The organism is Sphingomonas sp. Marseille-Q8236, assembly GCF_965112005.1.
The window spans coordinates 2,144,351-2,161,613 of record NZ_CBCOPO010000001.1; the positions used below are offsets into that span (position 1 = coordinate 2,144,351).

21 protein-coding genes and 1 pseudogene are annotated in these 17,263 nt (G+C 65.9%); 15 read left to right on the top strand and 7 right to left on the bottom strand.

What is annotated here, in order from left to right; all coding sequences use genetic code 11:
• Positions 1-2: 2 nt before the first annotated feature.
• The 6 genes and pseudogenes from ACWPWT_RS10305 (at position 3) to ACWPWT_RS10330 (ending at position 4,006) form a co-directional block, all read left to right on the top strand.
• A complete protein-coding gene (locus ACWPWT_RS10305; RefSeq protein WP_454279559.1) occupies positions 3-461 on the top strand; it encodes a peroxiredoxin in 459 nt (152 codons plus the stop codon).
• Positions 458-1,285: a ferritin-like domain-containing protein gene (locus ACWPWT_RS10310; RefSeq protein WP_454279560.1), complete on the top strand. Its 828-nt coding sequence runs from the start codon at positions 458-460 to the stop codon at positions 1,283-1,285. Before ACWPWT_RS10305 ends, ACWPWT_RS10310 begins: the two co-directional genes overlap by 4 nt.
• A 237-nt stretch (positions 1,286-1,522) precedes the next feature.
• Positions 1,523-2,119: pseudogene (locus tag ACWPWT_RS10315) on the top strand (M23 family metallopeptidase); the annotation flags it as partial.
• A 182-nt stretch (positions 2,120-2,301) separates the two neighbouring features.
• On the top strand, positions 2,302-2,640 hold the full coding sequence (gene erpA, locus ACWPWT_RS10320; RefSeq protein ID WP_454279561.1) for an iron-sulfur cluster insertion protein ErpA: 339 nt from the start codon (positions 2,302-2,304) through the stop codon (positions 2,638-2,640).
• A gap of 1 nt (position 2,641) precedes the next feature.
• Entirely contained in the window at positions 2,642-3,418 is a 777-nt protein-coding gene (gene xth / locus ACWPWT_RS10325) for an exodeoxyribonuclease III (protein ID WP_454279562.1), read from the top strand.
• 159 nt (positions 3,419-3,577) lie between these two features.
• Complete coding sequence (locus ACWPWT_RS10330) at positions 3,578-4,006, top strand: hypothetical protein (protein WP_454279563.1); 429 nt, start codon at positions 3,578-3,580, stop codon at positions 4,004-4,006.
• A gap of 54 nt (positions 4,007-4,060) precedes the next feature.
• Here ACWPWT_RS10330 and ACWPWT_RS10335 read toward each other — a convergent pair whose 3' ends face one another.
• On the bottom strand, positions 4,061-4,321 hold the full coding sequence (locus tag ACWPWT_RS10335) for an SWIB/MDM2 domain-containing protein (protein WP_261270947.1): 261 nt from the start codon (positions 4,319-4,321) through the stop codon (positions 4,061-4,063).
• A 56-nt stretch (positions 4,322-4,377) separates the two neighbouring features.
• Entirely contained in the window at positions 4,378-4,581 is a 204-nt protein-coding gene (locus ACWPWT_RS10340) for a hypervirulence associated TUDOR domain-containing protein (RefSeq protein WP_261270948.1), read from the bottom strand.
• Positions 4,582-4,688: 107 nt separating this feature from the next.
• On the opposite strand from ACWPWT_RS10340, the gene ACWPWT_RS10345 reads away from it, so the two are divergent.
• The 9 genes from ACWPWT_RS10345 (at position 4,689) to ACWPWT_RS10385 (ending at position 11,761) form a co-directional block, all read left to right on the top strand.
• A complete protein-coding gene (locus tag ACWPWT_RS10345) occupies positions 4,689-5,801 on the top strand; it encodes an S-(hydroxymethyl)glutathione dehydrogenase/class III alcohol dehydrogenase (protein WP_454279564.1) in 1,113 nt (370 codons plus the stop codon).
• Positions 5,801-6,187, top strand: a complete 387-nt coding sequence (locus tag ACWPWT_RS10350) for a VOC family protein (RefSeq protein WP_261270950.1) — start codon at positions 5,801-5,803, stop codon at positions 6,185-6,187. The genes ACWPWT_RS10345 and ACWPWT_RS10350 overlap by 1 nt, the downstream gene beginning before the upstream one ends.
• 22 nt (positions 6,188-6,209) lie before the next feature.
• Positions 6,210-6,599, top strand: coding sequence for a VOC family protein (locus tag ACWPWT_RS10355; RefSeq protein ID WP_454279565.1), 390 nt, complete (start codon positions 6,210-6,212; stop codon positions 6,597-6,599).
• Complete coding sequence (gene purU, locus ACWPWT_RS10360; protein ID WP_454279566.1) at positions 6,596-7,459, top strand: formyltetrahydrofolate deformylase; 864 nt, start codon at positions 6,596-6,598, stop codon at positions 7,457-7,459. The genes ACWPWT_RS10355 and purU overlap by 4 nt, the downstream gene beginning before the upstream one ends.
• Positions 7,456-8,298: an S-formylglutathione hydrolase gene (fghA, locus tag ACWPWT_RS10365; RefSeq protein WP_454279567.1), complete on the top strand. Its 843-nt coding sequence runs from the start codon at positions 7,456-7,458 to the stop codon at positions 8,296-8,298. The genes purU and fghA overlap by 4 nt, the downstream gene beginning before the upstream one ends.
• A 189-nt stretch (positions 8,299-8,487) precedes the next feature.
• Positions 8,488-9,114 (top strand): GTP cyclohydrolase I FolE, encoded by a 627-nt coding sequence (gene folE, locus ACWPWT_RS10370; protein WP_307100183.1) that lies wholly within the window; start codon positions 8,488-8,490, stop codon positions 9,112-9,114.
• A complete protein-coding gene (locus ACWPWT_RS10375) occupies positions 9,111-9,857 on the top strand; it encodes an SDR family oxidoreductase (protein ID WP_454279568.1) in 747 nt (248 codons plus the stop codon). Before folE ends, ACWPWT_RS10375 begins: the two co-directional genes overlap by 4 nt.
• Positions 9,854-10,207, top strand: coding sequence for a dihydroneopterin aldolase (locus ACWPWT_RS10380; protein WP_454279569.1), 354 nt, complete (start codon positions 9,854-9,856; stop codon positions 10,205-10,207). The genes ACWPWT_RS10375 and ACWPWT_RS10380 overlap by 4 nt, the downstream gene beginning before the upstream one ends.
• Before the next feature lie 102 nt (positions 10,208-10,309).
• Positions 10,310-11,761, top strand: a complete 1,452-nt coding sequence (locus tag ACWPWT_RS10385) for a porin (RefSeq protein ID WP_454279570.1) — start codon at positions 10,310-10,312, stop codon at positions 11,759-11,761.
• Between the two features lie 66 nt (positions 11,762-11,827).
• Here the strand turns inward: ACWPWT_RS10385 and ACWPWT_RS10390 are convergent, their stop codons facing one another.
• The 5 genes from ACWPWT_RS10390 to ilvN form a co-directional block, all read right to left on the bottom strand.
• Positions 11,828-12,661 (bottom strand): hypothetical protein, encoded by an 834-nt coding sequence (locus ACWPWT_RS10390; protein ID WP_454279571.1) that lies wholly within the window; start codon positions 12,659-12,661, stop codon positions 11,828-11,830.
• 137 nt (positions 12,662-12,798) lie between these two features.
• On the bottom strand, positions 12,799-14,457 hold the full coding sequence (leuA, locus tag ACWPWT_RS10395) for a 2-isopropylmalate synthase (protein ID WP_454279572.1): 1,659 nt from the start codon (positions 14,455-14,457) through the stop codon (positions 12,799-12,801).
• A 300-nt stretch (positions 14,458-14,757) separates the two neighbouring features.
• Positions 14,758-15,372 carry a YceI family protein gene (locus ACWPWT_RS10400; protein WP_261270960.1) on the bottom strand — a complete coding sequence of 205 codons (615 nt, stop codon included), beginning with the start codon at positions 15,370-15,372 and terminating at the stop codon, positions 14,758-14,760.
• A gap of 213 nt (positions 15,373-15,585) precedes the next feature.
• Positions 15,586-16,605, bottom strand: coding sequence for a ketol-acid reductoisomerase (gene ilvC / locus ACWPWT_RS10405; RefSeq protein WP_261270961.1), 1,020 nt, complete (start codon positions 16,603-16,605; stop codon positions 15,586-15,588).
• Between the two features lie 126 nt (positions 16,606-16,731).
• Entirely contained in the window at positions 16,732-17,247 is a 516-nt protein-coding gene (gene ilvN / locus ACWPWT_RS10410) for an acetolactate synthase small subunit (protein WP_261270962.1), read from the bottom strand.
• Positions 17,248-17,263 lie beyond the last annotated feature (16 nt).

Consider the following 17,263-nt stretch of genomic DNA (forward strand, 5'->3'; position numbering starts at 1 on the left):
CGATGGAACAGGGCGATGCGATCCCGGCGGTGACGGTCACGACGGCGGCGGGTGAGCCATTGGCATTGAGGGAATTGGCCGGGCCGCTGGTCGTCTATTTCTATCCCAAGGACGACACTAGCGGCTGCACCCGCGAGGCGCAGGACTTCACCGCACTCGCCCCCGCTTTTGCGGATGCGGGCGTGCGGGTGATCGGCATGTCTAAGGACAGTCCCGCCAAGCACCGCAAATTCGCCGAGAAGCATGCGTTGACCGTCGAACTGGCAAGCGACGAGGACGGTGCGGCGTGCGAGGCGTTCGGCGTGTGGGGCGAGAAAATGCTCTACGGCAAGACCTATATGGGGATCGAGCGCGCGACCTTCCTGTTCGGCCGCGATGGGCGACTGGTGCAAAGCTGGCGCAAGGTGAAGGTACCCGGTCATGCCGAGGCGGTGCTGGAGGCGGCGCGCGCGCTTTCATGACGGGATCGATCGCCACGGCCTGCGCGGCGGTGCTGCGCGAGAGCGATCCGCTCGCCAAGGTCCGGCTGGCGCGTGCGACCGCGCGCGCCTGGCGGCGGGGGTCGCTGGACCATCGGTTCGACGCCGCCATGCCCGATGCGCCGGGACGTCCCGATCGGCCCGAGCTTCTGCCCCCCAACCGCATGCCGAAGCGGGGGCGAGGGGGATCGGAAAAGGGGCGGATCGCGCTGCTCCATGCGCTGGCGCATATCGAATTTTCGGCGATCGACCTGGCCTTTGACGCCGCGGGGCGGTTCGGCGAACAGTTTCCGCGCAGCTTCGTCGACGACTGGATTTCGGTGGGCGCGGATGAGGCGATGCACTTCGCGGTTCTCCACCGGCGCCTGCGGACCCTGGGGTCGGGCTATGGCGAACTGCCCGCCCATGCCGGCTTGTGGGAGGCTGCCGAGGAGACCGCGCACGATGCGATGGCGCGGCTGGCCATCGTGCCGATGGTGCTGGAGGCGCGCGGGCTGGACGTGACGCCGGAGACGGTAGCCCGCTTTCGCGGCGGTGGCGACGAGGCCTCGGCGCGTATCCTGCACCGTATCTATACCGACGAGATTCGCCATGTCGGTTTCGGCGCGAAATGGTTCGGCTATCTGGCCGCCGGGCATGACATCGAACCCGCCGCGCATTGGCAGATGCTGGTCCGCCGCCATTTCCGCGGGGCGGTTAAGCCACCGTTCAACGTTTCGGCGCGCGAGTCAGCCGGTTTGACGCGCGATTTCTACGAACCCCTTGCGGACATGGAACCCGGACAGGCACAAGCTGAGCGTCTGTAACGCGGTGGGGCTGCGAAACAGGATTGGATGGGACAAAGCCGGCAAACCCGACTGCGGGGGCGCTCGGCGCAAGCATGTCGGGGTTCGATGAAGCAGCTTCAGTTCTCGGGGAAATCGATTACCTCGCGCGCCCGATCCGTCCTTGCCACCGCCGCCGTCATCGCGCTGACCGGCAACGCCGCGCTCGCGGCTTCCTCGGCCCCCATAGGCCCCAAGGCACCGCACCATGCTCCGACCGCTGTCGGCGGTGAGTTCATTCCGGCCAATAGCAGCGAGGCCTCGGCCGACCTTCGTACCGACCAGCAGTTCCGCACCCTGTTCCAGACCTGGAAGAAGATGGACACGCTGCAAAAGGGCGTGATTGCGATCCCATCGGTCCATCCGGTCGAGAAGCTTCAGTTCACCAGCAATTTCGGCATCCGTTCGGACCCGTTCCGGGGCACCGCCGCGATGCATGCCGGGGTCGATATTCCCGGCCCGGTCGGCACCCCCATCTATGCCACCGCCGACGGCATCGTCGATCATGCGGGCTGGCAGGGCGGCTATGGCAATCTGGTCGAGGTCAATCATGGCAAGGGCATTGCGACCCGCTATGGCCATCTCTCCAAGATCCTGGTCGCCGACGGCACGCGGGTGAAGCGCGGCCAGTTGATCGCGCTGATGGGCTCGACCGGGCGCTCGACCGGCCCGCACCTCCATTATGAAGTCCGTATGGACGGCCATGCGGTCAACCCGGTCCCCTTCCTGACCACCGGCGACTATCTCACCGCGTCGCAGGATCATGCGATCCACCAAATTCCCGTTTCCACCGATGGCCCCGCCGCGCAGGACTGACGGATAATTCTCTCCCGAACGGGGGCAGCGAAGCTTGAATAAGGGGTGTCGATGCTCGCGAGGGGAAACTCGCCGGCGTTGACACCCCTTATCCGTTCAGCGAGGTGCGACTTCCGTCTGGCAAGGGGAGGAATAGTGCGACCGGGATTGCCCCTCTCGCCACCCGCGCCTATCTGAACCCTATGGCCACCAGCATTTCCGAAATCGCGCTGACCCCGGCCGCCGCGGCACGCGTCGCGACGATCGCCGAGCGGCAGAACAAGCCTGCCATTCTTCGCCTGTCGGTCGAGGGCGGCGGTTGCTCCGGCTTCCAGTATAAATTCGGCCTGGCCGATGCCCCCGCCGAGGACGATGCGATCGCCCGGACCGATGGCGTCACGCTGGTCGTCGACAGCATCAGTCTGGACCTCGTGCGGGGCGCGCAGGTCGATTATGTCGAATCGCTCGGCGGCGCGGCGTTTCAGGTAAAGAACCCCAACGCGGCCTCGGGTTGCGGCTGCGGCACCAGCTTCTCGGTCTGACGTGAAGATCACCACCTATAACGTCAACGGGATCAAGGCCCGTCTGCCTCGCTTGCTGGAATATCTGGCGGAGGCGGACGCCGATATCGTCTGTCTTCAGGAGTTGAAGGCCAGCGACGAAACGTTTCCCGCCGCTGAGATCGAGGCGGCAGGCTATGGCGCTGTCTGGCACGGGCAGAAGAGCTGGAACGGCGTCGCCGTTCTGGCGCGCGGCACCCAGCCGGTAGAGCGGCAGCGGGGTCTGGCGGGCGAGGATGAGGACAAGCATAGCCGTTACCTCGAATGCGAGGTGAACGGGCTGGTCGTCGCCTCGCTCTATCTGCCCAACGGCAACCCGCAGCCGGGGCCGAAATTCGATTACAAGCTGCGCTGGATGGAGCGGCTGGCCACGCGCGCGCGCGAATTGCTGGCGGAGGAAGTGCCTGCCGTGCTCGCGGGCGACTATAATGTCATTCCCAATGACGACGATACTTTCTCGGTCCCCGCCATGGCCAGCGATGCGCTGATGCAGCCGGAAAGCCGGGCCGCCTATCGCCGCTTGCTGGCGCAAGGATGGACGGACTCGTTGCGAACGCGCGCGCCCAAGGGGGGTGTGTGGACCTTCTGGGACTATCAGGCCGGATCGTGGCAGCGCGATGCCGGGTTCCGGATCGACCATCTGCTGCTCAGTCCGCAGGCGGCTGACCGACTGGTCGATGCCGGTGTCGACAAAAGCTATCGCGGCCGGGAAAAGGCCAGCGACCATGCCCCGACCTGGGTGAGATTGCGGGACCAGTAGTTCCTCCCCTGCAAGGGGAGGTGGCAGGCCGTAGGCCTGACGGAGGGGTGTCGCGGCCGGTGGCGTGATTAATCGCAGGCGGCTAAACCCCTCCACCACCGCTTCGCGGTAGTTCCCCTCCCCTTGCAGGGAAGGAATTTCCCAAATCCGAGAACGCCGATGCGCCGTGCTGCCGCCCTGATCCTTGTCACCCTGACCGTCACCGGCTGCGGACAACGCAGCCCCGACGCGCGTCTCGCCGATGCCGACGCGCAGGACCGGGCGCGCCAGGAAAAACAGGCGAGGGAAATGGTCGAGCAGACCGAGGATCAGGTGCGGGTCAAGATGCTGGAACAGCGCGTCGCGACATTGGAGGCGCAGGTCGCGGCGATGCAGGGGGATCGCAAGCTGCTGGATGCGCAACTGGTCGAGCAGCGGCTCAACCAGATCGAGGCGGGGCGGGTGAGCGCTGTGGATGCGCCGGCTCCGGCACCCTCGGCGACGGCGACGGCGACGGCGACGCCGTCTGCGACGCGCGGCCGGGCGAAAATGCCGGCTCCGGCCGCTACGCCCGCCGCGCGCAAGCCGCTGGTCCTGGACCTGCGATAACGGCGCGGCGGGCAAAGGCGCCCCGGTGCGAACGACCGAGGCGTCTGCTAAGGCTTACTTCTTCAGATGCGCCGAGATGAACTTGTTCATCTCGAACATGGTGCACTTATCCTTGCCGAACACCTTCTTCAGCTTGTCGTCGGCCAGGATCTCGCGCTTGTTCTCCGGGTTCTGCAGGTTGTTGGACTTGATGTAATCCCACACCTTGCTGATGACCTGGCTGCGCGGCAGCTTGTCGTTGCCGACGATCGCGCCGAGTTCCTCGGACGGCTGAACCGGCGCGTGGATGCCGGTGCCCGTGGTTGCGGTGGCCATGTGTTTCCTTCCCTTAATCCTTCTGCGGCCCAGCCGTCGGGCGGGCCGCGCGTGAATCACGCCTTTTTGAGCGCGTCCGCCTTGTGCGCCGCCTTTCCGCCATTGTCACTCTCTACTATGTATTGCGGCTCATCCTTGGAAGCGCGGACGGTGTGCCCCTTGATCTGCGTGTCGCTGGTCTGCTTTTTCAGGACCTTGCCCTCGGCGGTGCCGCCATGGCTGTTCCAAGTGACGCGATCGTCCTTTTTAAATTCGGTCATCTCTGCTCTCCCATCGGTCTGATGCGTATCAATCCACCGGGGCTTTCGTTGGTTGCACGCGAGCCCATGACACGGCATCAGGACGCCATCCAAGGAGACAGGAATTCATGAAGACCCGCGCCGCCGTCGCCTTCGAAGCGAAGAAGCCGCTCGAAATCGTCGAACTCGATCTGGAAGGCCCCAAGGCGGGCGAGGTCCTGGTCGAGATCATGGCGACCGGCATCTGCCATACCGACGCCTATACGCTGGACGGCCTGGACAGCGAAGGCATCTTCCCCAGCGTGCTCGGCCATGAAGGCTGCGGCATCGTGCGCGAGGTGGGTGCGGGCGTGACCAGCGTCGTGCCCGGCGACCATGTCATCCCGCTCTACACGCCCGAATGCCGCCAGTGTAAGTCGTGCCTGTCGGGCAAGACCAACCTGTGCACCGCGATCCGCGCGACGCAAGGCAAGGGGCTGATGCCCGACGGCACGACCCGCTTCAGCTATAAGGGCCAGCCGATCTTCCATTATATGGGCTGCTCGACCTTCTCGAACTTCACCGTCCTGCCCGAAATCGCGGTCGCCAAGATCCGCGAGGACGCGCCGTTCGACACCAGCTGCTATATCGGGTGTGGCGTGACGACGGGCGTGGGCGCGGTGGTCAACACCGCCAAGGTCCAGCCGGGCGAGAATATCGTCGTCTTCGGCCTGGGCGGCATCGGCCTGAACGTCATCCAGGGCGCCAAGCTGGCGGGCGCGGGCCGGATCATCGGCGTCGACCTCAACCCCGACCGTGAGGAATGGGGCCGCCGCTTCGGCATGACCCACTTCCTCAATTCCAAGGGCCTGTCGCGCGAAGAGACGATCGCGAAGATCCTGGAGCTCACCGATGGCGGCGCGGATTACAGCTTCGACGCGACCGGCAATACTGAGGTGATGCGCACCGCGCTGGAGGCGTGCCATCGCGGCTGGGGCACCTCGATCATCATCGGCGTGGCCGAGGCGGGCAAGGAGATCAGCACGCGGCCGTTCCAGCTGGTGACGGGCCGGAACTGGCGCGGCACCGCGTTCGGCGGCGCGCGCGGGCGAACCGATACGCCCAAGATCGTCGACTGGTATATGAACGGCAAGATCGAGATCGACCCGATGATCACCCACCGGCTGACGCTGGAGGAGATCAACAAGGGCTTCGACCTGATGCACAAGGGCGAAAGCATCCGCAGCGTGGTGATCTTCTGATGTTCAGCCATGTCGTGCTGGGCGCGAACGATATCGCGGAGGCCAAGCGCTTCTACGACGCGATCCTGGGCGTGCTCGGCGCGCCCGAGGGGGTGATCGATCCCTGGGGGCGGCTGGTCTATAGCCATGAAGGCTCGCGCTTCCTGCTCACCCGGCCGCTGAACGGCGAGCCTGCGACCCATGCCAATGGCGGGACGCTGGGCTTCGCGGCGACGTCGATCGAGCAGGCGGACGCTTGGCATGCCGCCGGGCTGGCGCATGGCGGCACCGCGATCGAGGACCCGCCCGGCTATCGCTATCCGCCGGTCGGCAAGATCTATCTGGCGTATTTGCGCGATCCGACCGGCAACAAGCTGTGCGCGCGCTATCTGGTGCCCGCCGCCTGACGGTTCCAAGGGGGGAATGGACATGTACACCCATATCATGGTCGGATCGAACGACATCGCGCGGTCCAAGACCTTCTATGACGGGCTGTTCGCCGCGCTGGGCGGCCAACCGGGTCGGCAGGCGTCAGGTGCCGAGCGTGTCCTCTATCTGCACAATGGTGCGGTGTTCATCGTGACCCGGCCGATCGACGGCCAGCCCGCCACCCATGCCAATGGCGGCACGATCGGGCTGGGCGCGGTCGATCCGGCGCAGGTCGACGCAGCGCATGCCGCCGGGATCGCCCATGGCGGCACCGCGATCGAGGGGCCGCTCGGCGAGCGGGACACCGGGCTGGGCAAGGCCTATCTCGGCTATCTGCGCGATCCGGACGGCAACAAGCTCTGTCTCGGCTGCCGCCTGCCCGCCGCATGAGCGACGCCGACTATATCCTGACGCTGGCGTGCCAGGACCGGGTCGGCATCGTCGCCGCCGTGTCGGGCACGCTGGCGGGGATTGACGGGTTCATCCTCGACAGCCAGCAATATGCCGATCTGGAGACGGGGCGGTTCTTCCTGCGCATCGTCTTCACCGGCCAGGGGGCGCGTTTTCCCGCCTCGGTCGAGGGGGTGAAGGACGCGCTGAACGAACCGGCGGCGCGGTTCGGCTTCGACTGGCATGTCGCGCCCGCCAGCGAACGCCCCCGCATGCTGATCGCGGTGTCGAAGGGCTCGCATTGCCTGAACGACCTGCTCCATCGCTGGCGGACCAACACACTGCCGGTCGAAATCGCCGGGGTCGTCTCCAACCATGACAGCCTTCGCCCGCTGGTCGAGTGGCATGGCCTGCCCTGGCACCACCTCCCCGTCAGCGACGCCAATCGCGCGGAGCAGGAGGCGGCGATGCTCGCCCTGATGGACGAAAGCCGGGCCGATTACCTCGTCCTCGCCCGCTATATGCAGGTGCTGGGCGAGCGGCTGGTCGCGGCGCTGCCGGGGCGGTGCATCAATATCCATCACAGCTTCCTGCCCGGCTTCAAGGGCGCGCAGCCCTATCACCGCGCCCATGCGCGCGGCGTGAAGCTGATCGGCGCGACCGCGCATTTCGTGACGGCGGACCTCGACGAAGGGCCGATCATCGAACAGGCGGTCGAACGCGTCGATCACCGTGCCAGCGTCGACGACCTGATCCGCATCGGCCGCGATATCGAGGCGCAGGTGCTGGCCCGCGCGGTGGCCTGGGTGGGCGAGCGGCGCGTTTTCCTCAATGACAACCGGACGGTGGTGTTCCGATGACGATCGAGACGATTTCGACCTCCAAGACTCATGGCGGCATTCAGGGCGTCTATGCCCATGACAGCGCGGTAACGGGGACGCGGATGACCTTCTCGGTCTTCGTACCCGCGCATGAGGAAGGGGAGAAACTCTCCATCCTTTGGTATCTGTCGGGTCTGACCTGCACCCATGCCAATGTCACCGACAAGGGCGAGTTCCGGGGGCCGTGCGCGGAGCACCGGGTGATCTTCATCGCGCCCGACACCTCGCCGCGCGGCGAAGGCGTGGCGAATGACGACGCCTATGACATGGGGCAGGGCGCGGGCTTCTATGTCGACGCGACGCAGGAGCCCTGGGCAAAGCACTTCAAGATGCGGAGCTATATCGAACAGGAACTGCCCGCGCTGATCGCCGCGCATTTCCCCGTCGCCGATATGGGCGCGCAAGCCATTACCGGCCATTCGATGGGCGGCCACGGCGCGCTGACCATCGGACTTCGCAATCCGGATCGGTTCCGCAGCGTGTCGGCCTTCGCGCCGATCGCTGCGCCGGGCCAGGTGCCATGGGGCGAGAAGGCGCTCGGCGGTTATCTGGGCCCCGATCGTGCGGCATGGCGACAGGCTGACGCGGTCGCGTTGATCGAGGACGGTGCGCGGGTCCCGGACTTGCTGGTCGATCAGGGCGATGCCGACCAGTTCCTGACCGAGCAATTGCGGCCGGAACTGCTGGCAGAAGCCTGCGAGAAGGCTGGGATTGCGCTGACCCTGCGGATGCAGCCGGGGTACGACCATAGCTACAACTTCATTTCCACCTTCATGGGCGACCATGTCGCCTGGGCGGCGGAGCGGTTGCGCGGGTAAATCCCGACCGCCGTTCAGCCTGAGCATCGTCGAAGGCCACGCTGTATCGCCTGAACCTGGGCAGATTCCCTTGGCCTTCGACGTCGCTCAGGCTGAACGGAATGCGGGGCCATGGGTTACGGGGGGACGGAGTTTTGCACCCCGACAATCGATCCGCTATCGCACCGGCTTTGACGTGAAGGACATGATATGAGCTGCGCGCATGGCGACCCGGAGGATGGCGACCTGATCGGAGAGGACGGCAAGGTCGTCGTGCCCGATCATGTGGCGCAGGCCATCCGCACGCTGATCGCCTGGGCGGGCGACGACCCTGCGCGGGAGGGGCTGGTCGATACGCCGAAGCGGGTGGCGCGGGCATGGCGCGAATATTGTGCGGGCTATGGCGATGACCCGGCTGTCCACCTGTCGCGCGTGTTCGAGGAGGTCGGCGGCTATGACGAGATCGTGCTGCTGAAGGACATCCCCTTCCAGTCGCACTGCGAGCATCACATGGCGCCGATCATCGGCCGCGCGCATATCGCCTATCTGCCGCGCAACCATGTCGTCGGCATTTCCAAGCTCGCCCGCGTGCTGCACGGCTTCGCGCGCCGGTTGCAGGTGCAGGAGCGGCTGACCGCCGAGGTCGCCGACTGCATCTGGCAGAACCTGAAGCCGCTGGGCGTCGCGGTGGTGATCGAGGCGACCCATGCCTGCATGACCGCGCGCGGGGTGCGCACGCCGGGCGTGTCGATGGTGACCAGCCGGATGATGGGCGTGTTCCGCGACGACGACCGCAGCCGCAAGGAAGTGCTGTCGCTGATGGGCCTGGGCGGATGACGACCCGCACCGTCCTGGTGACCGGCGCGGCCAAGCGGCTGGGCGCGGCGATCGCGCGCCGGCTGGCGGCGGACGGGCACAGGGCGGTGCTCCATTACAACGGTTCGCAGGACGAGGCGGAAGCGCTCGCCGAGGAACTGGATGCGCCGACGGTGCAGGGGGATCTAGCCGATCTTGATGGCATTGACGCGCTCTTCGCCCGTGCGCGCGACGCGGCGGGCGGGCCGATCGATGGGCTGGTCAACAGTGCATCGGCCTTTGTCTTCGACCGTCCGCCACAGGTGGATGCGGCACTGATGGCAAGGCTCCACGCGATCAATGCCGCCGCGCCTGCGCTGCTGACCTCGGCATTGGCTCGGCAGGACGAGGTGACGGACGGGGCGGTGGTCGATCTCCTCGACCAGAAGCTCGCCAATCCCAACCCCGATTTCTTCGCCTATAGCTGCGCCAAGTTCGCGCTCGCGGGGGCGAACATGATGCTGGCCCAGGCGCTGGGGCCGCGTATCGCGGTCAATGCGATCGCGCCCGGCCTGACCCTGCAAAGCGGCGACCAGTCGGATGCGGAATTCGCCACGGCCTCGGTCAAGAACCTGCTTGGCCGCCCGATCGGTGCGGCGGCGGTGGCGGAGGCCGTGTCCTTCCTGTTGACCGCGCGGGGAATCAGAGGACAGGTCCTCCATGTCGATTGCGGACAGCGCTTCTGCCGCCGCGACGGCGATGTGATGTTTGAGGGGCGGGGATGAGCGCGACCTACACCATCCTGCTCGACGAACTCCGCGTCGCGATGCGCCTGGGCATCCACCCGTACGAGACCGAGCCGCAGCCGGTCACCCTGTCGGTCGCGATGACCGTTGCCTATCCCGCCCCGCCCAGCGCCGACCGGATCGAGGAGGTGCTCGACTATGATTTCCTGCGCGAGGGCATCGTGGCAATGGCGCAGGGCCCCGGTTTCGCCTTGCAGGAAAGCCTGTGCGAGGCGGTCGCGGCGCTCTGCCTGGCCGATCCTCGCGTGGTCGCGGTCCGGGTGCGATCGATGAAGACGGGCATCTATCCCGATGCGCAGGTGGGGTGCGAGATCGAACGGACGCGGTGACGGCGCGTCGTTGTCACGAAAATATCACCGGACTGTCATCAATTTGTTGCGAACGGGGCTGGAGCAGGCCTAAGCCGCCGCCGGAAACAGGGCGGAACGAGCATGGCGATCAAGGCAAAACCTCTCCCGGCGCGCTACCGGGTTGTCGCTGCCATGCTGCTGGCAACCTGCCCGGTCCCTGCGGCCGCGCAGACGGTGCAGGAACTACAGCGCCAGATTGATGAGTTGAAGGCGCAGATCAAGGCGCTGACCGACGCGCAGAAAGGGGCGACGGCAGCGGCGCCGCCGCCGACCGCCGCCGCGCCCGCACCCACACCCGCGCCGCAACTGGCGGCATCCACCCCCGCGACTCCCAGCCCGAGCCCACGCGTCGTCGCGGTCGCCAAGCCACCATCGGCCCGCCCCCCCTGGTATGAGCGGATGCGGCTGCGCGGCTATACGCAGCTTCGCTATAATGCGGTGCTGGACGACGACGAGCCACTGTCCGCCACGGGCTCGCGGCTTCGCTCGGTCCACGACACGTCGATCAACGACGATGGCGGCTTCCTGCTTCGTCGCGTGCGGTTGGTGCTTCAGGGCGACATTACCGACCGGCTGCAACTCTATTTCCAGCATGACTTCGGTGCGGCGGTGAACAACCAGTCGAGCACCGAGCGGCGCGAGAATTTCGGGCAGCTGCGCGACGTCTATGTCGACTGGTTCCTGGATCCCGAACGCCGTCTGCGGTTGCGCTTCGGCCAGTCCAAGGTGCCGTTCGGGTGGGAGAATCTTCAATCCTCATCCAACCGGGTGCCGCTCGACCGATCGGACGCGATCAACAGCGGAGTACCGGGCGAGCGCGACGTCGGCGTCAATGCCTATTATACCCCCGATGCCGTCCAAGCGATCTGGGACCGGTTGACCAAGAGCAAGCAGAAGCTGTTCGGCAATTACGGTGCGTTCGGCGTGGCGCTGTACAACGGGCAGGGGACCAACCGGACCGAGCGCAACGGCAGTTTGATGAAGGTCGCGATGGCGACCTGGCCCTTCGCGCTCGATGGGCTGGGTCCGCTATTCCAGGGACAGGTGCTGGAACTGGGGGGCTCGGCGATGTTCAACCGCTTCCGCCCGGAGATTCGCAGCGGCGGCGTCAGCCCGATCGACTATCGCGACGACCGGGTGGCGTTCCACGCCATCCTCTATCCGCAGCCCTTCGGCATCCAGACCGAATGGACGACCGGCTGGGCCCCCCAATATGACGGGGATCTGCGGACGATCCGGTCCAGCCGGGCGGGCGGCGGCTATGTCCAGCTGATGGCGGATATGGGGCGGACCCCGCTTGGCCGGATGATCCCCTATGCGCGCTGGCAACGCTATCGCGGCGGGTGGAAGGCCAATGTCGATGCGCCCCGCATGGAAACCGATGAATGGGAACTCGGCACCGAAATCCAGTTGATCGATGCGCTGGAGCTGACGCTGGCCTATGCCCGGATGGAACGGCGAGAGGCGGATGCCCGGCGGACCGGCCGTGCGACGGGCGACCTGATCCGCACGCAGTTGCAGTTCACCTACTGAGGCGCACGGCACGATCACCATCCGTCGCCGGATAGCTACTTTTGCTGGGGTAGAGCGTGAACGGCCTCAGTCACCGCCCTTGGTGGTGAAGTCGATGCGGATGCGCACCCATTCGCCGACCATCTCCTTGCCGTTGATGCGGGGCGCGCGGACGCGGAATTGCCAGGCGGCCTCGCGCATCGCTCGCGCCAGGCCCGATCCGACGGGGGATTCGTCCAGCATTCGGCAATTCTCGACCCGATGGTCCGGGACGGTCTGGCACGCGATCAGCGCCCAGCCGCCCGGTGGTGGCGGGCTGCGCAGATAGCCGTAGAGTTCGGCATTGGTCGGACGGCGGGGGAACCATTCGGCATTGTAGAGCCGCTTGCCGCCCGGCCCCTCACCGGGGCCATAGGCCGAGGCGCTGTCCTCGCCGCGATCGTCGCCCTTGCTCGACCCGACACCCTTGCCCTCACCCTTGGGCAAAGCGCCGATGTCACCCGCCGCGAACAGCGACTTGTCCCCCCATTGCCACGGCGTCGGCGCGGAGGTGTCGGCCTGTTTCTCTGCGGGCGGCGTGGGGGTGTCGGGCTGTTTGGGCGGGGCGGGGGCCTTGGATCCCCCCGCCGCCGCTGGCTTGCGGGTAACCGTGCGCGTCTTCGGCACCGGCGCACCGGCATCCTGATCGGAAGGCGACACCGAAAAGGTGCTGAGCGACGAGGATGTTTCCGGGTCGATCAGCTTGGGCGCGATATGGAAGAGCAGCCATGCGAGCAGCAGATGCGCCAGCACGGTCAGCGTGATCGATGCCCCCCGTTCCCGCAGCGTCTCGCGATAGCGTTCGGGAATAAACGCCCATTTGTCTTTGGCGGCGGGGGAGGGCGGCGATCCGACGGATGGTGGAGGGGAATCGCCGCTCATGATCGACTCATCACCAGCCGGGATACCCCTCCGTCAATCCTTCGGCCTGCCACCTCCCCATGCAGGGGAGGAAGAGGCGACAGGCCGATCGCGTTCACCGGTCGCCGTCTTAGCCGAGTTGGGCGTGGAACACCGGATCAGGCCCGGTTGGCGGCGGACAGGACCGCCCGGACGCTGGCGGTGGCGATGTCGGTGTCGAGGCCGACACCAAACACGATCCGGCCATCGGCGGTCCGCGCCTCGACATAGGCGGCGGCCTGCGCATCGGCGCCATGGCCGATCGCATGTTCGTTATAGTCGATCACCTCCAGGTTCGGCCCGGTCGTGTCGGCCAGTGCCGCGATCACGCTGGAGATCAGGCCGTTGCCGCGCCCCGAAATCGACTTTTCCTCGCCATCCACCTGGACGCGACCGATAAAGATCCGCTGGCCCGTGGAGCCGCTTTCCTCATAATCGCGCAGGACGAAGCGGTCGCCTTCGCGAGGCAGATAGGCCGCCTCGAACCCACCCCAAATGTCGGCGGCGTTAAGTTCGCGGCTGGTCGCATCGGCCATCGCCTGGACATGGCGGCTGAAATCGGCCTGGAGCCGCTTGGGCAGCTTCAGGCCCTTGTCCTGCTCGATCACCCAGGCGACACCGCCCTTGCCCGATTGAGAATTGACGCGGATGACCGCTTCGTAAGAGCGGCCGAGATCGGCGGGGTCGATGGGGAGGTAGGGGACTTCCCACAGATCGTCGTTGCGCGCCGATTGCGCCGCGAAGCCCTTCTTGATCGCGTCCTGATGGCTGCCCGAAAAGGCGGTGAAGACCAGGTCGCCCGCATAGGGTGTGCGCGGATGGACGGGCAGGTTGGTGCAGTACTGGACCGTGTTCACCACCTCGTCGATGTCGGACAGGTTCAGGCCCGGATCGACCCCTTGGGTGTACATGTTGAGCGCGACGGTCACGAGGTCGCAATTGCCGGTCCGCTCGCCATTGCCCAGCAGACAGCCCTCGACTCGGTCGGCCCCCGCCATCACGCCCAGCTCGGCGGCGGCGACGCCGGTACCGCGGTCGTTATGCGTATGGAGCGAGATGACCACTGAATCGCGATTGGGGATGTTGCGCCCGAACCATTCGATCTGGTCGGCATAGACGTTCGGCGTCGCGCATTCGACGGTGGCGGGCAGGTTCAGGATCAGCGGATGCTCGGGCGTGGGCTTCAGCACGTCCATGACGGCGGCGCAGACCTCGACCGAGAAATCCAGTTCGGCGGTCGAGAAGGTTTCGGGGCTGTATTCGAAGAACCAGTCGGTGTTCGGCCGCTTGGCCGCCTCGTCGCGCAGGATCTTGGCGCCCTCGACGGCGATCTGGCGAACCTCGTCGCGGGTCATGCCGAACACGATCTTGCGCCAGGCCGGGCTGACCGCGTTGTAGAGATGGACGATCGCGGTGCGCGCGCCCTCCAGGCTCTCGAAGCTGCGCTCGATCAGGTCGCGGCGCGACTGGGTCAGCACCTGGATCGTCACATCCTCGGGGATGCGGTCGTTCTTGATCAGGCCCGAGATGAAGTCGAACTCGGTCGCGCCCGCAGAGGGGAAGCCGACCTCGATCTCCTTCAGCCCGACCTTGACCAGCAGGTCGAACATCCGCGTCTTCTTCTCGGCGTCCATCGGGTCGATCAGCGCTTGGTTGCCGTCGCGCAGATCGGTCGACAGCCAGCGCGGTGCATTCGTGATCGTGCGGTTCGGCCATTGCCGGTCGGGCAGGGCGATGGTCGGGAAGGGGCGGTATTTGGTCGAAGGATCGCGCAACATGATCGGGTCTTCCAACATTCTCGGCCGCGTCTGGCCAGAGGCACGGCGGGGACAGGCTTATCGGTTCATTCAGCCCTTAGGGAAGTCGCGCATGGCCACGCCGATCCTCCCCTAAGGGCGGATAAGTCGAAGCGAACGAAGCGGCAGCACGGCGATCATGATGGCGGGGTCATGCCGTGTCGCCGCGCACTTGTCCATATCGAGAATGATGACGGCCGCCTGACGCCGATCATCATCGGACATGAAAAAGGCGAGGCCGCCGGGGAATGCGACCTCGCCTTTCGGGTGTGAACGGGTGAATTACTGCGCGGTGAAGGCGGCGTTGATCGTCAGGTCGACCGTGTCGCCGACGACCGGCACATAGGCGCCAACGCCGAAGTCCGAACGCTTGATCTTGCCGGTCGCGCGGAAGCCGATGTTCAGCTTCTTCGACATCGGGTTCGTCCCAGCACCGAAGAAGGTCGCGTTCAGCGTGACCGGCTTGGTCTGGTCCTTGATGGTCAGGTTGCCGGTGATGACTGCCTTGTTGCCCATCACCTTAACGCCCGTCGAGACGAAGCGCGCGGTCGGATAGGTTGCGGCGTCGAAGAAATCCTTCGACTTCAGGTGATTGGCGAACGGGGCGGCGGTGACCGACAGATCATCGATCTTGAAGGTGACATCGACCTTGGCGGCCTGCGGACGGGCCGGGTCGAGGGTCAGCGTGCCTTCGGACGCGCCGAACTGCCCCTCCAGCATCGAGAAGCCCATATGGTTCAGCGACCAGGTGACCTGGGTATGGGCAGGATCGACCGCATAGGTGCCCGCGACGACGCGCGAGGCAACCGGCGCGCCCGGCGTACCCGTCGGCGCGGTCTGGGCAATGGCGGGGGCAGCGAAGGCGAGCGCCAGGGCGGCGGGAAGGACGAAACGCATGGGTAAACTCCCTGTTGGACCGTGACTGTGTGGCCGGTGCGCATAACGCACGTCAAAGGCCAAGGTCGCAACGATGCGTTTCCGTTGGGGTCAGATCCGAGAGGCTCTGACGCCTTCATTTCCTCCCCTGCAAGGGGAGGTGTCAGGCCGAAGGCCTGACGGAGGGGTGTCGCCCTCTCGAGAGCGGGACACCCCTCCACCATGCGGGACGACTTAGTTCTTTTCCTTGTCCACCAGCTTGTTCGCGCCGATCCACGGCATCATCGCGCGCAGTTCGCTGCCGACCTGTTCGATCTGGTGGCGCTTGGCGGCGATGCGGCTGGCCTTCAGTTCGGGCTGGCCGGCGCGGTTGTCGAGGACGAAGTCCTTCACGAAGCGGCCCGACTGGATGTCGGCCAGGACGCGCTTCATTTCCTTCTTGGTCTCTTCGGTGATGATGCGCGGGCCGGTCTTGATGTCGCCGTACTCGGCGGTGTTCGAGATCGAGTAGCGCATGTTGGCGATGCCGCCCTCATACATCAGGTCGACGATCAGCTTCAGCTCGTGCAGGCACTCGAAATAGGCCATTTCGGGGGCATAGCCCGCCTCGACCAGCGTCTCGAAGCCCGCCTGGACCAGCGCGGTCGCGCCGCCGCACAGCACGGCCTGCTCGCCGAACAGATCGGTTTCGCACTCTTCGCGGAAGTTGGTTTCGATGATGCCCGAGCGACCGCCACCGACGCCCGAGGCGTAAGCGAGCGCGACGTCATGCGCGTTGCCGCTGGCGTCCTGATGGATCGCGATCAGGCAGGGCACGCCGCCGCCGCGCACATATTCGCTGCGCACCGTGTGGCCGGGGCCCTTGGGCGCGATCATGATGACGTCGATGTCCGCGGGCGGCTCGATCAGGCCGAAATGCACGTTCAGGCCGTGCGCGAAGGCGAGCGCGGCGCCGGGCTTCATCTTGCCCTTGATATCGGCGTCATAGATCGCGGCCTGATGCTCGTCGGGGGCCAGGATCATCAGGATGTCGGCCCAGGCCGCCGCTTCCTGGTTCGACAGGACCTTGAAGCCCGCAGCTTCCGCCTTGGCGGCCGAGGCCGAACCAGGGCGCAGCGCGATCGCGACATTCTTGACGCCCGAATCGCGCAGGTTCTGCGCATGGGCATGGCCCTGCGAGCCGTAGCCCAGAATGGCGATGTTCTTTTCGGAGATCAGGTTCAGATCGGCGTCGCGATCGTAATACACACGCATTGGTTTCTTCCCTTTCGATGAGGTCCGTCATGCCAGCGCAGGCTGGCATCTCTTGCGGTCAGGGCCAGCGCCCGGCCAGGAGACCCCAGCCTTCGCTGGGGTGACGATAGTGGTTGTGATGATATTTTAGGCCGCGTCCTTGCCCCGCGAAATGGCGGCGATGCCGGTGCGGGCGACCTCGACCAGGCCGACTTCGCCCATCAGCTCGACGAACTTGTCGATCTTGCTGATCGTGCCGGTCACCTCGAATACGAAGCTGGAGATGGTCGCATCGACCACGCGGGCGCGGTAAACTTCGGCGAGGCGCAGCGCTTCGATCCGGCGTTCGCCGGTGCCCGCCACCTTCACCAGCGCCAATTCGCGCTCGACATGGTCGCCCTGCACGGTCAGGTCGGTGACCTTGTGGACGGGGACCAGCCGGTCGAGCTGTGCCAGGATCTGCTCCATCACCGGCGGCGAGGCGCTGGTGACGATGGTGATGCGGCTGACCGCCTTGTCGGCGGTGATCTCCGACACGGTCAGGCTTTCGATATTATAGCCGCGCGCGGTGAACAGACCCGCGATCCGCGCCAGGATGCCCGGTTCGTTGTCGACGATCACCGCCAGCGTGTGGCGTTCCACCTTCTCGGTCTTGATGTGCATTTCCACCCTGTCACCC

Excerpts from the sequence above, each read along its gene's own strand:
- ACWPWT_RS10305 (WP_454279559.1), top strand. The coding sequence starts at position 3 with ATGGAACAGGGCGATGCGATCCCGGCGGTGACGGTCACGACGGCGGCG.
- ACWPWT_RS10310 (WP_454279560.1), top strand. The coding sequence starts at position 458 with ATGACGGGATCGATCGCCACGGCCTGCGCGGCGGTGCTGCGCGAGAGC.
- erpA (WP_454279561.1), top strand. The coding sequence starts at position 2,302 with ATGGCCACCAGCATTTCCGAAATCGCGCTGACCCCGGCCGCCGCGGCA.
- ACWPWT_RS10330 (WP_454279563.1), top strand. The coding sequence starts at position 3,578 with ATGCGCCGTGCTGCCGCCCTGATCCTTGTCACCCTGACCGTCACCGGC.
- ACWPWT_RS10335 (WP_261270947.1), bottom strand. The coding sequence starts at position 4,321 with ATGGCCACCGCAACCACGGGCACCGGCATCCACGCGCCGGTTCAGCCG.
- ACWPWT_RS10340 (WP_261270948.1), bottom strand. The coding sequence starts at position 4,581 with ATGACCGAATTTAAAAAGGACGATCGCGTCACTTGGAACAGCCATGGC.
- ACWPWT_RS10345 (WP_454279564.1), top strand. The coding sequence starts at position 4,689 with ATGAAGACCCGCGCCGCCGTCGCCTTCGAAGCGAAGAAGCCGCTCGAA.
- ACWPWT_RS10350 (WP_261270950.1), top strand. The coding sequence starts at position 5,801 with ATGTTCAGCCATGTCGTGCTGGGCGCGAACGATATCGCGGAGGCCAAG.
- ACWPWT_RS10355 (WP_454279565.1), top strand. The coding sequence starts at position 6,210 with ATGTACACCCATATCATGGTCGGATCGAACGACATCGCGCGGTCCAAG.
- purU (WP_454279566.1), top strand. The coding sequence starts at position 6,596 with ATGAGCGACGCCGACTATATCCTGACGCTGGCGTGCCAGGACCGGGTC.
- fghA (WP_454279567.1), top strand. The coding sequence starts at position 7,456 with ATGACGATCGAGACGATTTCGACCTCCAAGACTCATGGCGGCATTCAG.
- folE (WP_307100183.1), top strand. The coding sequence starts at position 8,488 with ATGAGCTGCGCGCATGGCGACCCGGAGGATGGCGACCTGATCGGAGAG.
- ACWPWT_RS10375 (WP_454279568.1), top strand. The coding sequence starts at position 9,111 with ATGACGACCCGCACCGTCCTGGTGACCGGCGCGGCCAAGCGGCTGGGC.
- ACWPWT_RS10380 (WP_454279569.1), top strand. The coding sequence starts at position 9,854 with ATGAGCGCGACCTACACCATCCTGCTCGACGAACTCCGCGTCGCGATG.
- ACWPWT_RS10385 (WP_454279570.1), top strand. The coding sequence starts at position 10,310 with ATGGCGATCAAGGCAAAACCTCTCCCGGCGCGCTACCGGGTTGTCGCT.
- ACWPWT_RS10390 (WP_454279571.1), bottom strand. The coding sequence starts at position 12,661 with ATGAGCGGCGATTCCCCTCCACCATCCGTCGGATCGCCGCCCTCCCCC.
- leuA (WP_454279572.1), bottom strand. The coding sequence starts at position 14,457 with ATGTTGCGCGATCCTTCGACCAAATACCGCCCCTTCCCGACCATCGCC.
- ACWPWT_RS10400 (WP_261270960.1), bottom strand. The coding sequence starts at position 15,372 with ATGCGTTTCGTCCTTCCCGCCGCCCTGGCGCTCGCCTTCGCTGCCCCC.
- ilvC (WP_261270961.1), bottom strand. The coding sequence starts at position 16,605 with ATGCGTGTGTATTACGATCGCGACGCCGATCTGAACCTGATCTCCGAA.
- ilvN (WP_261270962.1), bottom strand. The coding sequence starts at position 17,247 with ATGCACATCAAGACCGAGAAGGTGGAACGCCACACGCTGGCGGTGATC.